Below are 15,789 nucleotides of genomic sequence, written 5' to 3'. Positions count from 1 at the left end.
CAGGGGCTGAGAGAGGGCAGCAATGATCATCGAAACGGAAGGGCTCACCAAGCGCTACGGACGCCGCCGCGGCATCGACGACGTCACGCTCGGCATCGACCAGGGGGAGATCTTCGGGTTCCTCGGGCCGAACGGCGCCGGCAAGACCACCACCATCCGCACGCTCCTGGGCCACCTGCGCCCGACCGCCGGCCGCGCCCGGATCTTCGGGCACGACGTGACCGCGAACCCGGTCGCGATCCACCGCCGCCTCGGCTACCTGCCCGGCGAGTTCGGCCTCTACGACCGGCTCACCGGCGCGCAGACCGCCGACTACTTCGCCCACCTGTACGGCGGCGTCGACCGCGGCTACCGCAACCGGCTGATGGAACGGCTCGGCGTCGACCCGGGGCGGCGGTTCCGGGAGCTGTCCAAGGGCAACAAGCAGAAGGTCGGCCTGGTCGTCGCGTTCCAGCACCGGCCCGACCTGCTCATCCTGGACGAGCCCACGTCCGGGCTGGACCCGCTCGTCCAGCAGGAGTTCCACGCGCTGGTCCGGGAGGCGCGCGACGAGGGCCGCACCGTGTTCCTCTCCAGCCACGTGCTGTCCGAGGTCGAGGCGGTCTGCGACCGGGTGGCGCTGATCCGCGACGGGCGGATCGTGCGCACCGGCAGCGTCGAGTCGCTGCGCGACCTCGCCCACCACCAGGTGCTGCTGCGGTTCGCCGGCGACGTGCCGGTCGCCGCGTTCGAGAACCTCCCCGGTGTCTCCGACGTCCAGGTCACCGGCCGGACGCTGCGGCTGCGGGTCGGCGGGCCGATGACGCCGGTGGTGCGCGCGGCCGCGGCATACGACCTGCTCGACTTCGAGTCCCGGGAGCCGGGGCTGGAGGAGACGTTCCTGCGCGCGTACCAGGCGGCGTCATGATCATGGTTGTGCGGCACACGCTCCGGGACGCCCGGCGCGGGCTGATCACGCTCCTGATCCTGCTCGGCGGTCTGGTCTTCGCCGTGCTCGGCGGCGTGGCGTCCGCCTACCCGACCGTGGCGGCCCGCACGGAGATCTCCCGGATCGCCGAGTCGCTCGGCGCCGCCTCCACCGGCCTGACCGGGCCCGCGGTCAACGTGGGCACCATGGGCGGCTACGTGCAGTGGAAGTACGGCACCGTCCTCGTCGTGATCGCCGGGATCTGGGCGATCCTGGCGCTGACCGGCACGCTCGCCGGTGAGGCCGGCCGCGGCAGCCTGGACGTGCTCGCCGCCACCCCGCTGTCCCGGCGCCGGCTCGCGCTCGCCAAGCTCGGCGGGCTGCTCGCGGTGCTCACCGCCGGGTGCGCCGCGGCCACGGCCGGCGCCTGGCTGGGTGGGCAGGCGTTCGCCCGGCTGCCCGGTGACGCCGTGCCGGTCGCGGACGCGGCGGGGCTCGGCGCCTGGCTGTGGACGATGGCGGTCGCGTTCGGCGGTCTCGCGTTCGCGCTCGCCCAGTGGCTCGGCCGCGCGGTCGGAGCGTGGATCGCCGGCGCGCTGCTGATCGGCGGGCTCGTCGCGGTCGGCTACCGGGACTTCAGCCCGGTGCTGGACGCGATCGCGCCGTTCACCCCGTGGGACTGGACGTACGCGCACCTGCCGCTGGCCGGCCGGCTGGACTGGGCGTCCCTCGCCTGGCCGCTGCTGGCCGGCGTGCTGCTGCTCGGCGCGGGCGTGGAGGCGTTCGCGCGTCGCGATCTCGGCGCGGTGCTGTCGCTGCCCCGGGTCTCGCCGCCCGCGTTCGGGGTGCGCGGCGTGGCCGGGCGGGTCTTCGCGGACCGGTTGCCGGCCGCGCTCGGCTGGGGCGGCGGGCTCGCCGTGCTCGGCTTCGTGCTCGCCGCGTCCAGCGCCACCATGGCCGAGCAGTTCGTCCGGTCGCCGTCGCTGGCGGAGTCGTTCGGCGCGATGTTCCCGGACTTCGACGTCAGCACACCGGGCGGATTCCTCCAATTGGTCATGCAGCTCATGTTCGTGCTGGCCGGGTTCGCCGCGGTGAGCCTGCTCGGCGGCTGGGGCGCGGACGAGGACACCGGGCGGATGGAGATGCTGCTCGCCACGCCGGTCACCCGCGCCGGCCTGATCCTGCGCGGCGGGCTCGGGCTGCTCGGCGCGGTCGCGGTCGTCACCGGGCTGGCCGCCGCCGGGGTCGCGCTCGGCGCCGTCGCCGCCGGCAGCGCCGACATCCTGCGACCCACCGCCGGTACGGGCGTGCTCGGCCTCTTCGCCGCCGCGGTCGTCGGCGTCGGCGTGGCCGCGGGCGGGCTCGCGCGGATGTCCGCGGCCGGCACGGTCGCCGGCATCGCGGTCGTGGTCACGTACCTGATCGACCTGGTCGCGCCCGCGCTCGACATGCCGGACTGGGTGCGCGAGATCGCGCTCACCGCGCACCTCGGCCGGCCGATGGTCGGCGACTGGGACGTCACCGGCGTCACCGCCTGCCTGATCCTCGCCGCCGGGGGACTGCTCGTCGGCGCGGCCGGGCTCACCCGCCGGGATCTCAGACACTGAGACGGTACGGCCGCGTCGCGCGGCCGTACCCCCTGGTCATGGTTTGCGGCTTTTCCGGCGGGACATCGGGGCCCGAACCGGGGAGCCGGAGCAGATGCCGGGTCGGGTAGTCTTGACCACCGGGCCGAGAGGCGCTGCGACGGGGCCGGCCCCCGCCACGCTCGACCTGGATCGACTTCGACAAGGGCGCCTCCGAGACAGACTTCGGAGGGGGTCGACAGTGAGTGACACCACGCGCATCGATGCGTTGAAGCGGCTGCTGAGCGAGCGGATCGTGGTCCTCGACGGCGCGTGGGGCACCATGCTCCAGGCCGCCAAGCTCGCCCCCGAGGACTACCACGGCCCGATGATCCCGGCCGACCATCCGAAGGACGTCGCCGGCGACCCGGACCTGCTCATCCTCACCCGCCCCGACCTGATCCTCGACGTGCACCGGCAGTACCTCGCGGCCGGCGCGGACATCACCACCACCAACACGTTCACCGCGACCAGCATCGCCCAGGCCGACTACGGCCTCGAACACCTGGTCCGGGAGATGAACGTGCAGGGCGCGCGGCTCGCCCGGCAGGCCGCGGACGAGGCCGTCGGCGACAAGTGGGTCGCCGGCAGCGTCGGGCCGCTCAACGTGACGCTGTCGCTGTCCCCGCGCGTTGACGACCCGGCCTACCGCGCGGTCACGTTCGACCAGGTCAAGGCCACCTATGCGGAGCAGATGTCGGCGCTGGTCGAGGGCGGCGTCGACATCTTCCTGATCGAGACGATCTTCGACACGCTGAACCTGAAGGCCGCGATCTCGGCCGCGCGCGAGGTCGCGCCGCAGATCCCGCTGTGGATCTCCGTCACCATCGTCGACCTGTCCGGGCGGACGCTGTCCGGCCAGACCGTGGAGGCGTTCTGGCGCTCCGTCGAGCGCGCCGAGCCGCTCGCGGTCGGCGTGAACTGCTCGCTCGGCGCCACGCAGATGCGCCCGCACGTCGCGGAACTGGCCAAGCTGTCCAACGTGTACGTGTCGTCGCACCCGAACGCGGGCCTGCCGAACGCGTTCGGCGGTTACGACGAGACGCCCGCGGAGACCAGCGCGCTCGTCGCGGAGTTCGCCGAGTCCGGGTTCGTCAACATCGTCGGCGGCTGCTGCGGCACGTCCCCGGCACACATCAAGGCGATCGCGGACGCGGTGCGGTCGTTCCCGCCGCGCGCGATCAACCCGCCGAAGCCGACCACCCGCTTCTCCGGCCTGGAGCCGTTCGAGATCGGGCCGGACACCGGCTTCGTCATGATCGGCGAGCGGACCAACGTCACCGGCTCGGCGAAGTTCCGGCGGCTGATCGAGGCCGAGGACTACCAGGCCGCGGTCGACGTGGCTTTGGAGCAGGTGCGCGGCGGGGCGAACCTGCTGGACGTGAACATGGACGCGGACCTGCTCGACAGCGAGAAGGCCATGACCACGTTCCTCAACCTGATCGCGACCGAGCCGGAGGTCGCCCGGATCCCAATCATGATCGACAGCTCGAAGTTCTCCGTGCTCGAAGCGGGCATGAAGTGCGTCCAGGGCAAGGGGGTCGTGAACTCGATCTCCCTGAAGGAAGGGCCGGAGGCGTTCCTCGCGCAGGCCCGGGTGATCAAGTCCTACGGGCTCGGCGTGGTCGTGATGGCCTTCGACGAGCAGGGGCAGGCGGACACCACCTCCCGCAAGGTCGACATCTGCGGGCGGGCCTACGACCTGCTGGTCAACGAGGCCGGCTTCGCGCCGGACGACATCATCTTCGACCCGAACGTGCTCGCGGTCGCGACCGGCATCTCCGAGCACAACGGGTACGCGAAGGCGTTCATCGACGCGCTGCCGCTGATCAAGCAGCGGTGCCCGGGCGCGCGCACCTCCGGCGGCATCTCCAACCTGTCGTTCGCGTTCCGCGGCAACGACGTGGTCCGCGAGGCCATGCACTCCGCGTTCCTGCTGCACGCGGTGCGCGCCGGCCTGGACATGGGCATCGTCAACGCCGGCCAGCTCGCCGTCTACGCCGACATCCCCGCCGACCTGCTCGAACTCGTCGAAGACGTGATCTTCGACCGGCGGCCGGACGCCACCGACCGGCTCGTGTCGTTCGCGTCCACCGTGACCGGCTCCGGCACCAAGCGCGAGGTCGACCTCTCCTGGCGCGAGGGCACGGTCGCGGAGCGGCTGTCGTACGCGCTGGTCCACGGCATCGTCGACTACGTCGAGGCGGACACCGAGGAGGCCCGGCAGGAACTGCCCCGGCCGCTCGACGTGATCGAGGGCCCGCTGATGGACGGCATGAAGGTCGTCGGCGACCTGTTCGGCTCCGGCAAGATGTTCCTGCCCCAGGTGGTCAAGAGCGCGCGCGTGATGAAGCGCTCCGTGGCCTACCTGGAGCCGTACATGGAGAAGGAGAAGGCGTCCGGCCGCGGGCAGGGCAAGGTCGTGCTCGCCACCGTCAAGGGCGACGTGCACGACATCGGCAAGAACATCGTCGGCGTCGTGCTCGGCTGCAACAACTACGAGGTCATCGACCTCGGCGTGATGGTGCCGGCCGCGAAGATCCTGGAGACCGCGCTGGCCGAGGGCGCGGACGCGATCGGCCTGTCCGGGCTGATCACGCCGTCGCTGGACGAGATGGTCGCGGTCGGGCAGGAGATGCAGAAGCGCGGCATGACCATGCCGCTGCTGATCGGCGGCGCCACCACCTCCAAGCAGCACACCGCGGTACGGATCGCGCCCGCCTACGCCGGCTCGACCGTGCACGTGCTGGACGCGTCCCGGGTCGTCGGCATCGTCTCCGACCTGCTCGACCCCGGCCGCGCCGCCACGCTCGACGCGGCCAACCGGCAGGAGCAGGAGCGGCTGCGCGTCGCCCACGAGAACCGGCACTCCCAGCCGCTGCTCACGCTCGCCGCCGCCCGAGACAACCGCGAGCGCGTCGCCTTCGACGACGTGCCCACGCCCGCGTTCACCGGCCTGCGCCGCGTCACGCCGTCGATCGCGGAACTCCGCGAGATGATCGACTGGCAGTTCCTGTTCCTGGCCTGGGAGCTGAAGGGCAAGTTCCCGGCCATCCTGGACCAGCCGGTCGCGCGCGAGCTCTACGACGACGCCAACGCGATGCTCGACAAGATCATCGCCGAGGGTACGCTGCGGGCGTCCGGCGCGTACGCCTTCTGGGCCGCGCACTCCGACGGCGACGACATCGTGCTCCCGGACGCCGGCGTCACGTTCCCGATGCTGCGCCAGCAGACGCAGAAGCCGGACGGCCGCGCGAACCGGTGCCTCGCCGACTACGTGGCGCCCGCCGGTGCCGGCGACCACCTCGGCGGGTTCGCGGTCGCGATCCACGGCGCGGAGGAACTGGCCGCGGCGTACGAGGCCGAGCACGACGACTACAAGGCGATCATGGTGAAGGCCGTGGCCGACCGGCTCGCCGAGGCGTTCGCGGAGTACCTGCACCTCCAGGCGCGCCGCGAGTGGTTCGAGCCGGACGCCCAGCCGGACCTGGCCGACCTGCACGCGGAGCGGTTCCGCGGCATCCGGCCCGCGCTCGGCTACCCGGCCAGCCCCGACCACAGCGAGAAGCGCGACCTGTTCGACCTGATCGACGCGGAATCGATCGGCATCGGGCTGACCGAGTCGTTCGCGATGACGCCGGCCGCCGCGGTCTCCGGCCTGATCTTCGCCCACCCGCAGTCGCGCTACTTCACGGTCGGGCGGATCGGCCGCGACCAGGTGGAGGACTACGCGGCCCGGCGCGGCATGCCGGTCGAGGAGATCGAGCGCTGGCTGCGGCCGAACCTGGCCTACGACCCGGCGTAACCCTCAGCGGAGCACGGTCATCAGCGTGCCGTCCGCGGCGTAACCCACCACGCCGGTGATGTGGTCCGACCCGACCCCGTCACCGGCGGGCAGCCACACCGCGTACGCGCCGACCCGGGACGCGGTCAGTGGCACCACCGCGCCGGTCGCGGCGTGGCCGGACATCGTCACGGTCACCTCCGCGATCTCCCCGCGCACCGTGCCGACCATCAGCATGCGGTCCCGGTCGTAGTCGTGCGGCGTCATCTGCGGCGCCGGCTTCCCGCCCAGCGCGGGCGGGCCGTCCTCGGCGAGCGCGCCGAGCCCACGGCACGCCGACCCCTGCTCGAACCGGCGCGGGTCTATCGCGCGCACGCAGAAGCCGGACGAATCGGTCAGCCACGCCTCGACGGTCCAGCCCGGGATCGTCGTGTCCAGCACCACGCTGCCCGGCACGGCGGACGCGGTCGGACGCGGTGGTGCGTTGTCGACGGTGACGGTGCAGCCGGTGCCGGTCAGCAAGATCGCGGCGAGCGTGGACAGCACACGCGTACCCATGCCCGCATTATGCTCGCCGACTATGCAAGATCGTGTGCTCGCGGCCTTCGCGGCCGAGGCCGCCGCGCTGACCGCGGCCATGTCGGCCGTACCCGCGCAGTCCTGGAACCTGCCCTCGCCGTGTCCGCCGTGGACGGTGGCCGGCCTGTTCGGCCACGTCATCGTGACCGTCGGCCGGGTGCCGGCGATGATCGACGGCGCGGCCCCATCGGCCGCGACCGTCGACGCGGCCGGCTACTACCGGCCCGACGCGCGCTTCTCCCCGGCCACGAACGCCGCCCGGATCGCGGCCGGCGGCGACCGCGCGGCGCTGCCGGGCCCGTCGCTGGTCACCGAGTTCGCCACCACCAGCGGGTACGTGGAGGAGCTGTGCCGCCGCGAACCGCCCGGCCGGCTGGTCCGCACCCGCCACGGCGACGCCATGCTGCTCACCGACTTCCTGCTGACCCGCGTTGTCGAGGTCGCCGTCCACGGCCTCGACCTGGCGGCGGCCCTCGACCGCCGTCCCTGGCTCACCACGGAGGCCGCGGACGCGCTCCGCACCCTGCTCCTCGGCGACGCCGCGGTGCCACTGGGCTGGGACCACCTCACGTTCATCCGCAAGGCGACCGGGCGGGCCCAGATCACCCCGGGGGAGCGGGAGGCGGCCGCCCGGCACGGCGTGCGCTGGCTCGCGCTGGGCTGACACCCGTGCGCCTTCGCACTGCTCACCCGGCATCCCGGGACCGCGTCCCCGCCGGCTTTGCTCTGCTTACCTCGCCGGCCGTGGCCCGGCGGCGCCGTCCATTTGCTCTGCTTACCTCGCCGGTCGCGGTCCGGCGGCGCCGTCGCTTTGCTCTGCTTACGTGCCGGGCGTGGTCCGGGCGCCGTCGCTTTGCTCTGCTTACCTCGCCGGCCGTGGCCCGGCGGCGCCGTCGCTTTGCACTGCTTACATGCCGGGCGTGGCCCGGCGGCGCTGCCCCTTTGCACTGCTGACGTGCCGGCCGTGGCCCGGCGGCGCGGTCGCTTTGCTCTGCTTACCTCGGTGTTGCCGTACCGTGGAACGACAAGCACCTGCCCGTGGTGGGGGCGCGGCGCCACCGGGTTGGCGCTGCTCACCCGCGACGCGCCGCGGGTGAGCAGCACGACGGACGTCGCGGGTCTTCCGTGACCGCCCGGGGACCGGCTCCGATGCGGCGTCGGAGCGGCGGCGGAGACGCCGCGAGGTTGGCCCGCGGGAGCGTGCGGATCGCGACCGCGCCGGAAGCGGGCAAGGAATGTCGGTTTTTCTTCGTGGACACCGCACCTATAAACGGTGTGTATAGTGGCGGGCATGTCGGTTGGTTTCGCGCTGTTGGGGCTGCTGGAGGCCGGGCCCGCGCACGGCTATGACCTGAAGCGGACATATGACGAGCGCTTCGGGGCCGGGCGGGCACCGCTGCACTACGGGCAGGTCTATTCCACGCTGGCGCGGCTGCTCAAGCACGGGCTCGTCGAGGTGGAGTCCGAGCCGGGCGACGGGCCCGAGCGGAAGCGGTACGCGATCACCGACGCCGGCATCACGGACGTGGCCGAGTGGCTGGGCCGGCCGGAGAAGCCGGAGCCATATCTGCAGACCACCCTGTTCACGAAGGTCGTGCTCGCGCTGATGACCGGGCGCGACGCCAACGATCTGCTCGACACGCAGCGGCACGAGCACCTGCGGCTGATGCGCGAGCTGACCCAGCGCAAGACCAGGGGCGACCTGGCCGACGCGCTGATCTGCGACCACGCGCTGTTCCACCTGGAGGCGGATCTGCGCTGGCTGGAGCTGACCGCGGCGCGGCTCGACCAACTCGCCGAGGGGATCGCGCGATGACCCTGCTCACCGCCAGCGACCTGCGGCTGACGTTCGGGCCGACGACCGCGCTCGACGGCGCCTCGCTGACCGTGCGCGCCGGTGAGGTGCTGGCGCTGATGGGGCCGTCCGGGTCGGGCAAGTCCACGCTGCTGCACTGCCTGGCCGGCATCCTCGCGCCCGAGTCGGGGCGGGTCGAGTTCGAGGGGCGTGACCTGGCGGCCATGTCCGACGCCGAGCGCAGCGCGCTGCGGCGCACCACCTTCGGGTTCGTGTTCCAGTTCGGGCAGTTGGTGCCGGAGCTGACCTGCCTGGAGAACGTGGCGTTGCCGCTGCGGCTGAACGGCGCCCGCCGCAGGGAGGCGCGCGCCGCGGCCGCGGGCTGGCTGGAGCGGCTGGAGGTCGCCGACGTCGCGGACAAGCGGCCCGGCCAGGTCTCCGGCGGTCAGGGACAGCGGGTCGCGGTCGCGCGGGCGCTGGTCACCGGGCCGCGCGTGGTGTTCGCGGACGAGCCGACCGGCGCGCTCGACTCGCTCAACGGTGAGCGGGTCATGCAGTTGTTCACCGCGGCGGCGCGGGAGACCGGTGCGGCCGTGGTGCTGGTGACGCATGAGGCGCGCGTCGCGGCGTATTCCGACCGGGAGGCGATCGTCCGCGACGGCCGCGTGCGCGAGCAGGCCTTCGTGCGATGACGCCGCCGCCGATCTCGCCGCGGCGGCGGTCCGCCGTGCGCCGCTGGGCCGCCGACCTGGCGCTCGGCGCGCGGCTGTCCGTCGCGGGCGGGCGGGCCGGCTGGACGCGGCTCGGCCTGATCACGGTCGGTGTCGGCCTCGGCGTGGCGATGTTGCTGATCACCGCGACCATCCCCACGCTGGTCGCCGCGCGCAGCGCCCGGCTCGCCGAGCGGGCCGAGCCGGTCTCGGCGGAGCAGACCGTGCGCCGGGGCGACACCACCGTGCTGGTCGCGGTCGCGAACTCCGACTTCGGTGGCCGGTCCGTGCACGGGCGGCTGCTCCAGGCCGAGGGCACCCGGCCGGTGCTGCCGCCCGGCGTGACCGTCCTGCCCGCGCCCGGCGAGATGGTGGTGTCCCCGGCGCTGGCCGCGCTGATGGACTCCGGCGACGGCGCGGTGCTGCGCGAGCGGTGGGACGCGCGCGTGGTCGGCGAGATCGGCCCCGCCGGGCTGGCCGGGCCGGCGGAGCTGGTCGTGTACCTCGGCACCGACCGGCTCACCGAGGAGACCGCGCAGCGCGCCGACCGGTTCGGCCGGCCCGAGCTGGACGAGGGCCTCGACCCGGTGCTGGTGCTGCTCGGCGCGGTCGGCCTGGCCGCGCTGCTGGTTCCGGTCGGCGTGTTCGTCGCGACCGCCGTCCGGTTCGGCGGCGAGACCCGCGACCGGCGGCTCGCCGCGGTGCGGCTGGTCGGCGCGGACGCGGGCATGACCCGCCGGATCGCCGCGGGCGAGACGCTCACCGCCGCGCTGCTCGGCCTGCTCACCGGCGGCCTGGTCTATCTGCTCGCCGCCGTCACCGCGGGCGGGCTGGTGCCGGCCGGCATGAGCTTCTACCCGGCCGACGCGCGCCCGGTCCCCGCGCTCGCGGTGCTGACCGTGCTGGCGGTCCCGGTCGCGGCCGTGCTGGTCACGCTCTCCGCGCTGCGCCGCGTCGTGGTGGAGCCGCTCGGGGTGGTCCGGCTGCACCCGGACCGGCACCGGCGGCTGTGGTGGCGCCTGGTCCTGCCGATCCTCGGGCTGATCATGCTGGAGCCGCTCTACGACGGCATCGGCGAGGAGGACGCCGGCTTCGAGATCCAGATCCTCGGCGGTCTGATCGCGCTGCTGGTCGGCGTCGCGCTGCTGCTGCCCTGGTGGGTCGAGGCGACCGTGCGGCGGCTCGGCGGCGGCAGCGTCGCCTGGGAGCTGGCGATCCGCCGGCTCCAGCTGGACAGCGGCACCGCCGTGCGCGCGGTCTCCGGCATCGCGGTCTCCGTCGCCGGCGCGATCGCGCTGCAGGGGCTGCTCGTCGCGGTCCAGGCGCAGTACGCGCACGACACCGGCCGCGGCACCGGCGACTTCCAGGCCTCGGTCTGGCCCAGTGACCTGGACACCGGCCGCTGGCTGCCGGCGCTGCGCGACTCACCCGGCGTGCGGGCCGTCTCCACCGAGACCGTCGTGATGGCCACCGACACCTCCACCAGCGAGAACGCCATGCTCCAGATCGGCGACTGCACGGTGCTGCGCCAGTTCGCGTCGATCGAGACCTGCGCGGACGGCGACGCGTTCGTGGCCACCGGCGTCCAGGTCACGCCCGGCGGTGTGTACGACCTGGGCGGCACCGGCGCACGGTGGACGCTGCCCGCCGACGTGCCCGCGGTCGCGCCGATCCCCGGCCTGCTCACCGCCACGCCGCCCGTGCTGCTGGCCACGCCCGGCGCGCTGACCGGGGTCGCGTTCGAGCCGTACAACGTGGAGTACTACGTGGCGCTCGACCCGGGCGACCCGGCCGCGATCGAGCGCCTGCGCAACACCGCCACCGGCATCGACCCGACCGCGGGCGTCTCGCTCATCGAGGACCGCGTGATCGAGTCCGTGCTGACCGGCATCCGTCAGGCACTGCTCGTGCTCGCCACCGCGCTGCTGCTGCTCATCGGTGCCAGCCTGGTCGTCACCGTCGCCGAGCAGCTCACCGAGCGCCGCCGGCCGCTGGCGGTCCTGGTCGCGTTCGGCACCCGCCGCGCCACGCTCACCGGCTCCATCCTCTACCAGGTGGCGATCCCGGTGCTGCTCGGCATGGTGCTCGCCATCCTCACCGGCGCCGGCCTCGGCGTCATCCTGCAGACCGCGGCCGGCGCGCCGGTCAGCCTGGACTGGCCCGGCATCGCCCTCACCTCCGGCGCCGCCGTCCTGGTGATCCTGCTCGCCACGATCGCCAGCCTGCCGCTGCTCTGGCGCCTCACCAAGCCGACCGGCCTGCGCACCGAGTGACCCCGCGGGTCGTCGCCCCGGCATCGGATCATGGCGCCGTGGATGGTGGTGTCTGCGTCCGGCCGGTCGAGCGGAGAAATTGCCGCGCGTTCGAGGGCGGGGTGTGTCTAGCCTCGCGGTAGAGACGACCGTGCGAAGGAAGGAGATCGATCATGAGGACGCCCGGCGGTCATCCCGGTATCCGATTCGACTCCACCGCCGGAAAGGCGCTTCGTGCTACGTCTCTTCGAGAACCCGACTGATCCGTTCCCCATCCACCACGAGAGCCGGACCCCGCCGCGGGGCGCGCGGCAGTTCATCGTTCAGGAATTCCGCCCGCTGCGCTGGGTCGTCGCGGCCTCGGTCACCGCCACGATCCTGTGTGCCGTGCTGGAGGTGTGGCTCATCGCGTACGCCGGGCGGCTGGTCGACACACTCGCGGCCGGCACCCCGGAGACGTTCTGGGCCGTGCACGGCACCGAGCTGATCGCGGTCGGCACGCTCACGCTGCTGGTCCGGCCCGCGATCAACGCGGTCAGTGAGGCGCTGGACGACATCGCGTTCCGCGCCAACGCCCGGCCGCTCGCCCGCTGGCGGGCGCACCGGCACGTGTCGCGGCAGTCGGTCGGCTGGTTCCGCGACGACCTGGCCGGGCGCGTCGCCTCCTACGTGCGGGACGGCGGCGACGCGGCCGCCACCGCGGCGTACAGCGTGCTCCACACGATCATCTACGTGGCCGCCTACGTGGCCGGGTCGGTGTGGGTGATGTCCGCGATCGACGTGCGGCTGCTGTTGCCGCTCGGCGCGTGGATCGTGGCGTACCTGCTGCTCATGCTGTGGGCGGTGCCGCGCTACCGGCGCGCGTCCGAGCGGCTGCAGGACGCGGAGTCGGCGCTGACCGGGCTGCTCGTCGACGCGTACGCGAATGTCGAGACGCTCGCGCTGCTCGGCGACCGGGCGGCCCAGCGGCGGCATGATCGTGACGTGTTCGCCGGCGCGCGGCGCGCGCATCTGGACCTGCAACGGGTCGAGGTGACGATCAACAGCACCATGACGGCGCTGGGCAGCGCGCTGCTGGTCGGGCTGGTCGGATACGGGATCGCGCTGTGGCGTACCGACGCGGCACCGCTCGGTCTGGTCGCGGCCGCGCTGGCGCTCAGCTTCCGGATCACCGCGACCGCGGAGTGGCTGCTGGACGCCGTGTCGTCGCTGTTCGGGGCCGTGGGCGCGCTCCGGCGCGCGCTGCGCACGATCGCGCAACCCCTCGCGGTCGCGGACAAGCCACAGGCGACCCCGCTGCGGGTACGGGGCGGGGCGATCACGTTCCGGCGGATCAGTCACGTTCACGGGCTCGACCGGCTCGACCTGCGGATCGGCGCCGGAGAACGTGTCGGAATCGTCGGGCCGTCCGGGGCCGGAAAGTCCACGCTGGCCGGCCTGCTGGTGCGGTTCCACGACGCGGACGCCGGCACGATCACGATCGACGGCACCGACATCACGGACGTGACGCAGGAGAGCCTGCGCGCCCGGATCGCCATGGTCGCGCAGGAGGCCACGCTGCTGCACCGCTCGATCCGCGAGAACGTCGCCGGCCCCGGCGACGCCGACGACGCACGCGTCACGGAAGCACTGCGCCGGGCCGCCGCCGGGTTCGTCGCCGGGCTGCCGGGCGGCCTGGACGCGCAGGTCGGCGAGCGTGGCGTGAAGCTGTCCGGCGGGCAGCGGCAGCGGATCGCGCTGGCCCGGGCGTTCTACCGGGACGCGCCGATCCTGATCCTGGACGAGGCCACGTCCGCGCTCGACTCCGAGGCGGAGGCCGCGATCCACGACACGCTGGACGAGGTGATGCGTGACCGCACGGTCATCGCGATCGCGCACCGGCTGTCCACGCTCGTCCGCATGGACCGGATCGTGGTCCTGGACGAGGGCCGGATCGTCGAGGAGGGCACGCACACGGCGCTGCTGGAACGTGGCGGCCTGTACGCGCACCTGTGGGCGCGGCAGTCCGGCGGGTTCCTCGGGGACAATCGGGACCGTGCGCGCGTCCCGGCTGATGAACCTGGTGCTGTTGCTACAGGCGCGGGGCACGCTGACCGCCGCCCAGATCGCGACTGAGCTGGGCGTATCCGAGCGGACCGTGTACCGGGACGTCACCGCGCTCAGCGGCGCGGGCGTCCCGGTCTACGCGGAGCAGGGCCGGGCCGGCGGCTACCGGCTGGTCGACGGATACCGGTCCCGGCTGACCGGGCTGTCCACGACCGAGGCCGAGGCCGTGTTCCTGCTCGGCCTGCCCGGCCCCGCCCGCGACCTCGGCCTCGGCGAACTCGTCACGGCCGCGCACCTCAAGGTGGTGGCCGCGCTGCCCGCGTCGGCCCGCGCGGTGCAGCGCTTCCACCTGGACGTGCCCGGCTGGTTCGACGACCGGGCCGCGCCGCCGCTGCTGGCCGCGCTCGCCTCCGCGGTCTGGCGCGACCTCGCGGTCGACCTGCGGTACCGGACCGCGGACCGGCGCGTCCTCCCGTACGGCGTGGTCCTCAAGGCCGGCGTGTGGTATCTGCTCGGCCGCGTCCGTGACGATCTGCGCGTCTACCGCGTCGACCGGATCACCACGTTGACCGTGACCGATCAGCCGTTCACCCGGGAGACCGGCTTCGAACTGGCCCGCGCCTGGGCCGAACGATCCGACGAGTTCGTCCGCGGCATGCTCGCCGAATCGGTCACGATCCGCCTGCACCCCGACGGCATGCGCGCGCTGCGCTGGGCCGTCGAGCCGCAGGCCGTCACCGGCCTGCGGGTGATCGGCACCGACGCGGACGGCTGGACCCGCGCCCACCTCCCGGTCGAGTCGATCGACGTCGCGTACACGCAACTGCTCCGGCTGGGCCCGCTGGTCGAGGTGCTGTCCCCGCCCGGCCTGCGGCAACGGATGCGCACGGCCGCGAATCGGATGGCCGCGCTCTACCGCTGACCGCGACCCCGCCACACCGTCAGCCTGAAGATCAAGAGCCTGTTCTTCCCGCTCCCGGCGTGGTCGCGGCCCGCACGCTCCCGCGGGCCAACCTCGCGGCGCCTCCGCCGCCGCTCCGACGCCGCATCGGAGCCGGTCCCGCGGTGGTCCGGACCGCGCGGCGTCACCGGCACCCCGGCCGCGCCGGCGGCTGCCGGCGCGCGGACGCGTGGCGGGTGGAATGTGCGGTCAGCGGTAACCGGTGACGTCGGCGGGGTGGCCGGGGTCCTGGACCTCGACGAGGTAGCGCCAGGCGTCGGGTCGGCTGCCGTCGAGGTCGGTGAAGCCGTACGTCTGAGCGAGACCGCCGCTGGAGAGGGAGGCGCCGTTCCAGCGGGCACGATCCGGGTCGGCGGCGAGGGCGGCTACGGCGCGGCCGGTGAAGCGCGGGGTCTCGGAGATGGCGAAGTGCGGGACACGGTCGAGGACCTCCCGCCACGTACCCTCGGTGGTGTCGTAGTGGTCGAGCATGATCTCGGAGCGCATCCAGCCGGGGGTGAGCGCCACCGCGACACCGCCGAGCGGGCCGATCTCCTTGGCCTGGGCGAAGGCCATGCGCAGCACGGACGTCTTCGCGAGGTCGTAGAAGAACGAGACGCGGTACGTGTCCCGGTTGTAGTCGGCGGTGCCGTCCGTCATCTCCACGACCAGCCCGCCGGGGTGGCGCAGCAGCAGCGGCAACGCACAGTGACTGGTCACGATGTGGGTGTCGATCGCGAGGCGGAGGATGCGCAGGCCGTCGTCGAGCGAGTGCTCCCACAGCCGGTCCTTCCAGCTGAACAGCAGCTCGCCGCCCCAGATGTCGTTGACCAGCACGTCCAGCCGGCCCTGCTCCGCGTCGATCCGGGCGACGAGCGCCCGCACCTCGTCCGGGACCAGGTGATCCACACGCACCGGGATGCCGGTGCCGCCGGCGGCGGTGACCAGCTCCGCGGTCTCCTCGATGGTCTCCGGGCGGTCGATCTCCGATCGTGACTCCCGGGTGCTGCGGCCGGTGACATAAACGGTCGCGCCGGCCGCGCCCAGCTCGACCGCGATCCCGCGACCGGCACCGCGTGTCCCGCCGGCGACCAGCGCGACCTTTCCTTCCAGGGTTCGTTCCATGCGGTCACGGTCGCAGGAAAACCTGA

Annotated in this window: 11 protein-coding genes; 9 read left to right on the top strand and 2 right to left on the bottom strand. The window is 73.3% G+C overall.

Annotation, left to right across the window (positions count from 1 at the left end):
- Positions 1 to 22: 22 nt before the first annotated feature.
- The 3 genes from J2S41_RS14110 to metH all read left to right on the top strand — a co-directional run bounded on the left by J2S41_RS14110 (position 23) and on the right by metH (position 6,337).
- The gene (locus J2S41_RS14110) at positions 23 to 907 is read left to right on the top strand and encodes an ABC transporter ATP-binding protein (RefSeq protein ID WP_310367788.1); all 885 of its coding nucleotides are present in this window, start codon (positions 23 to 25) and stop codon (positions 905 to 907) included.
- Entirely contained in the window at positions 904 to 2,514 is a 1,611-nt protein-coding gene (locus J2S41_RS14105) for an efflux permease Rv1217c-related protein (RefSeq protein ID WP_310367785.1), read from the top strand. The genes J2S41_RS14110 and J2S41_RS14105 overlap by 4 nt, the downstream gene beginning before the upstream one ends.
- 220 nt (positions 2,515 to 2,734) lie before the next feature.
- Positions 2,735 to 6,337: a methionine synthase gene (metH, locus tag J2S41_RS14100; protein WP_310367782.1), complete on the top strand. Its 3,603-nt coding sequence runs from the start codon at positions 2,735 to 2,737 to the stop codon at positions 6,335 to 6,337.
- 3 nt (positions 6,338 to 6,340) lie between these two features.
- Here the strand turns inward: metH and J2S41_RS14095 are convergent, their stop codons facing one another.
- Positions 6,341 to 6,874 (bottom strand): hypothetical protein, encoded by a 534-nt coding sequence (locus J2S41_RS14095; protein WP_310367780.1) that lies wholly within the window; start codon positions 6,872 to 6,874, stop codon positions 6,341 to 6,343.
- Positions 6,875 to 6,896: 22 nt separating this feature from the next.
- Between J2S41_RS14095 and J2S41_RS14090 the strand changes: the two genes are divergently transcribed.
- The 6 genes from J2S41_RS14090 (at position 6,897) to J2S41_RS14065 (ending at position 14,620) form a co-directional block, all read left to right on the top strand.
- Positions 6,897 to 7,559 carry a maleylpyruvate isomerase N-terminal domain-containing protein gene (locus J2S41_RS14090; protein ID WP_310367779.1) on the top strand — a complete coding sequence of 221 codons (663 nt, stop codon included), beginning with the start codon at positions 6,897 to 6,899 and terminating at the stop codon, positions 7,557 to 7,559.
- Positions 7,560 to 8,186: 627 nt separating this feature from the next.
- The gene (locus J2S41_RS14085) at positions 8,187 to 8,711 is read left to right on the top strand and encodes a PadR family transcriptional regulator (RefSeq protein ID WP_310367777.1); all 525 of its coding nucleotides are present in this window, start codon (positions 8,187 to 8,189) and stop codon (positions 8,709 to 8,711) included.
- On the top strand, positions 8,708 to 9,382 hold the full coding sequence (locus J2S41_RS14080) for an ABC transporter ATP-binding protein (protein WP_310367774.1): 675 nt from the start codon (positions 8,708 to 8,710) through the stop codon (positions 9,380 to 9,382). The genes J2S41_RS14085 and J2S41_RS14080 overlap by 4 nt, the downstream gene beginning before the upstream one ends.
- Entirely contained in the window at positions 9,379 to 11,673 is a 2,295-nt protein-coding gene (locus J2S41_RS14075; RefSeq protein WP_310367771.1) for an FtsX-like permease family protein, read from the top strand. Before J2S41_RS14080 ends, J2S41_RS14075 begins: the two co-directional genes overlap by 4 nt.
- Before the next feature lie 213 nt (positions 11,674 to 11,886).
- The gene (locus J2S41_RS14070; RefSeq protein WP_310367767.1) at positions 11,887 to 13,767 is read left to right on the top strand and encodes an ABC transporter ATP-binding protein; all 1,881 of its coding nucleotides are present in this window, start codon (positions 11,887 to 11,889) and stop codon (positions 13,765 to 13,767) included.
- Positions 13,688 to 14,620: a helix-turn-helix transcriptional regulator gene (locus tag J2S41_RS14065; protein WP_510183736.1), complete on the top strand. Its 933-nt coding sequence runs from the start codon at positions 13,688 to 13,690 to the stop codon at positions 14,618 to 14,620. The genes J2S41_RS14070 and J2S41_RS14065 overlap by 80 nt, the downstream gene beginning before the upstream one ends.
- 228 nt (positions 14,621 to 14,848) lie before the next feature.
- Here the strand turns inward: J2S41_RS14065 and J2S41_RS14060 are convergent, their stop codons facing one another.
- Positions 14,849 to 15,763 (bottom strand): SDR family oxidoreductase, encoded by a 915-nt coding sequence (locus J2S41_RS14060; RefSeq protein WP_310367764.1) that lies wholly within the window; start codon positions 15,761 to 15,763, stop codon positions 14,849 to 14,851.
- Between the last annotated feature and the right edge of the window lie 26 nt (positions 15,764 to 15,789).

This window comes from Catenuloplanes atrovinosus (assembly GCF_031458235.1).
Taxonomy (GTDB): domain Bacteria; phylum Actinomycetota; class Actinomycetes; order Mycobacteriales; family Micromonosporaceae; genus Catenuloplanes; species Catenuloplanes atrovinosus.
This window is presented reverse-complemented; position numbering and strand designations above follow the sequence as displayed.

Excerpts from the sequence above, each read along its gene's own strand:
- J2S41_RS14110 (WP_310367788.1), top strand. The coding sequence starts at position 23 with ATGATCATCGAAACGGAAGGGCTCACCAAGCGCTACGGACGCCGCCGC.
- J2S41_RS14105 (WP_310367785.1), top strand. The coding sequence starts at position 904 with ATGATCATGGTTGTGCGGCACACGCTCCGGGACGCCCGGCGCGGGCTG.
- J2S41_RS14095 (WP_310367780.1), bottom strand. The coding sequence starts at position 6,874 with ATGGGTACGCGTGTGCTGTCCACGCTCGCCGCGATCTTGCTGACCGGC.
- J2S41_RS14090 (WP_310367779.1), top strand. The coding sequence starts at position 6,897 with ATGCAAGATCGTGTGCTCGCGGCCTTCGCGGCCGAGGCCGCCGCGCTG.
- J2S41_RS14085 (WP_310367777.1), top strand. The coding sequence starts at position 8,187 with ATGTCGGTTGGTTTCGCGCTGTTGGGGCTGCTGGAGGCCGGGCCCGCG.
- J2S41_RS14080 (WP_310367774.1), top strand. The coding sequence starts at position 8,708 with ATGACCCTGCTCACCGCCAGCGACCTGCGGCTGACGTTCGGGCCGACG.
- J2S41_RS14075 (WP_310367771.1), top strand. The coding sequence starts at position 9,379 with ATGACGCCGCCGCCGATCTCGCCGCGGCGGCGGTCCGCCGTGCGCCGC.
- J2S41_RS14060 (WP_310367764.1), bottom strand. The coding sequence starts at position 15,763 with ATGGAACGAACCCTGGAAGGAAAGGTCGCGCTGGTCGCCGGCGGGACA.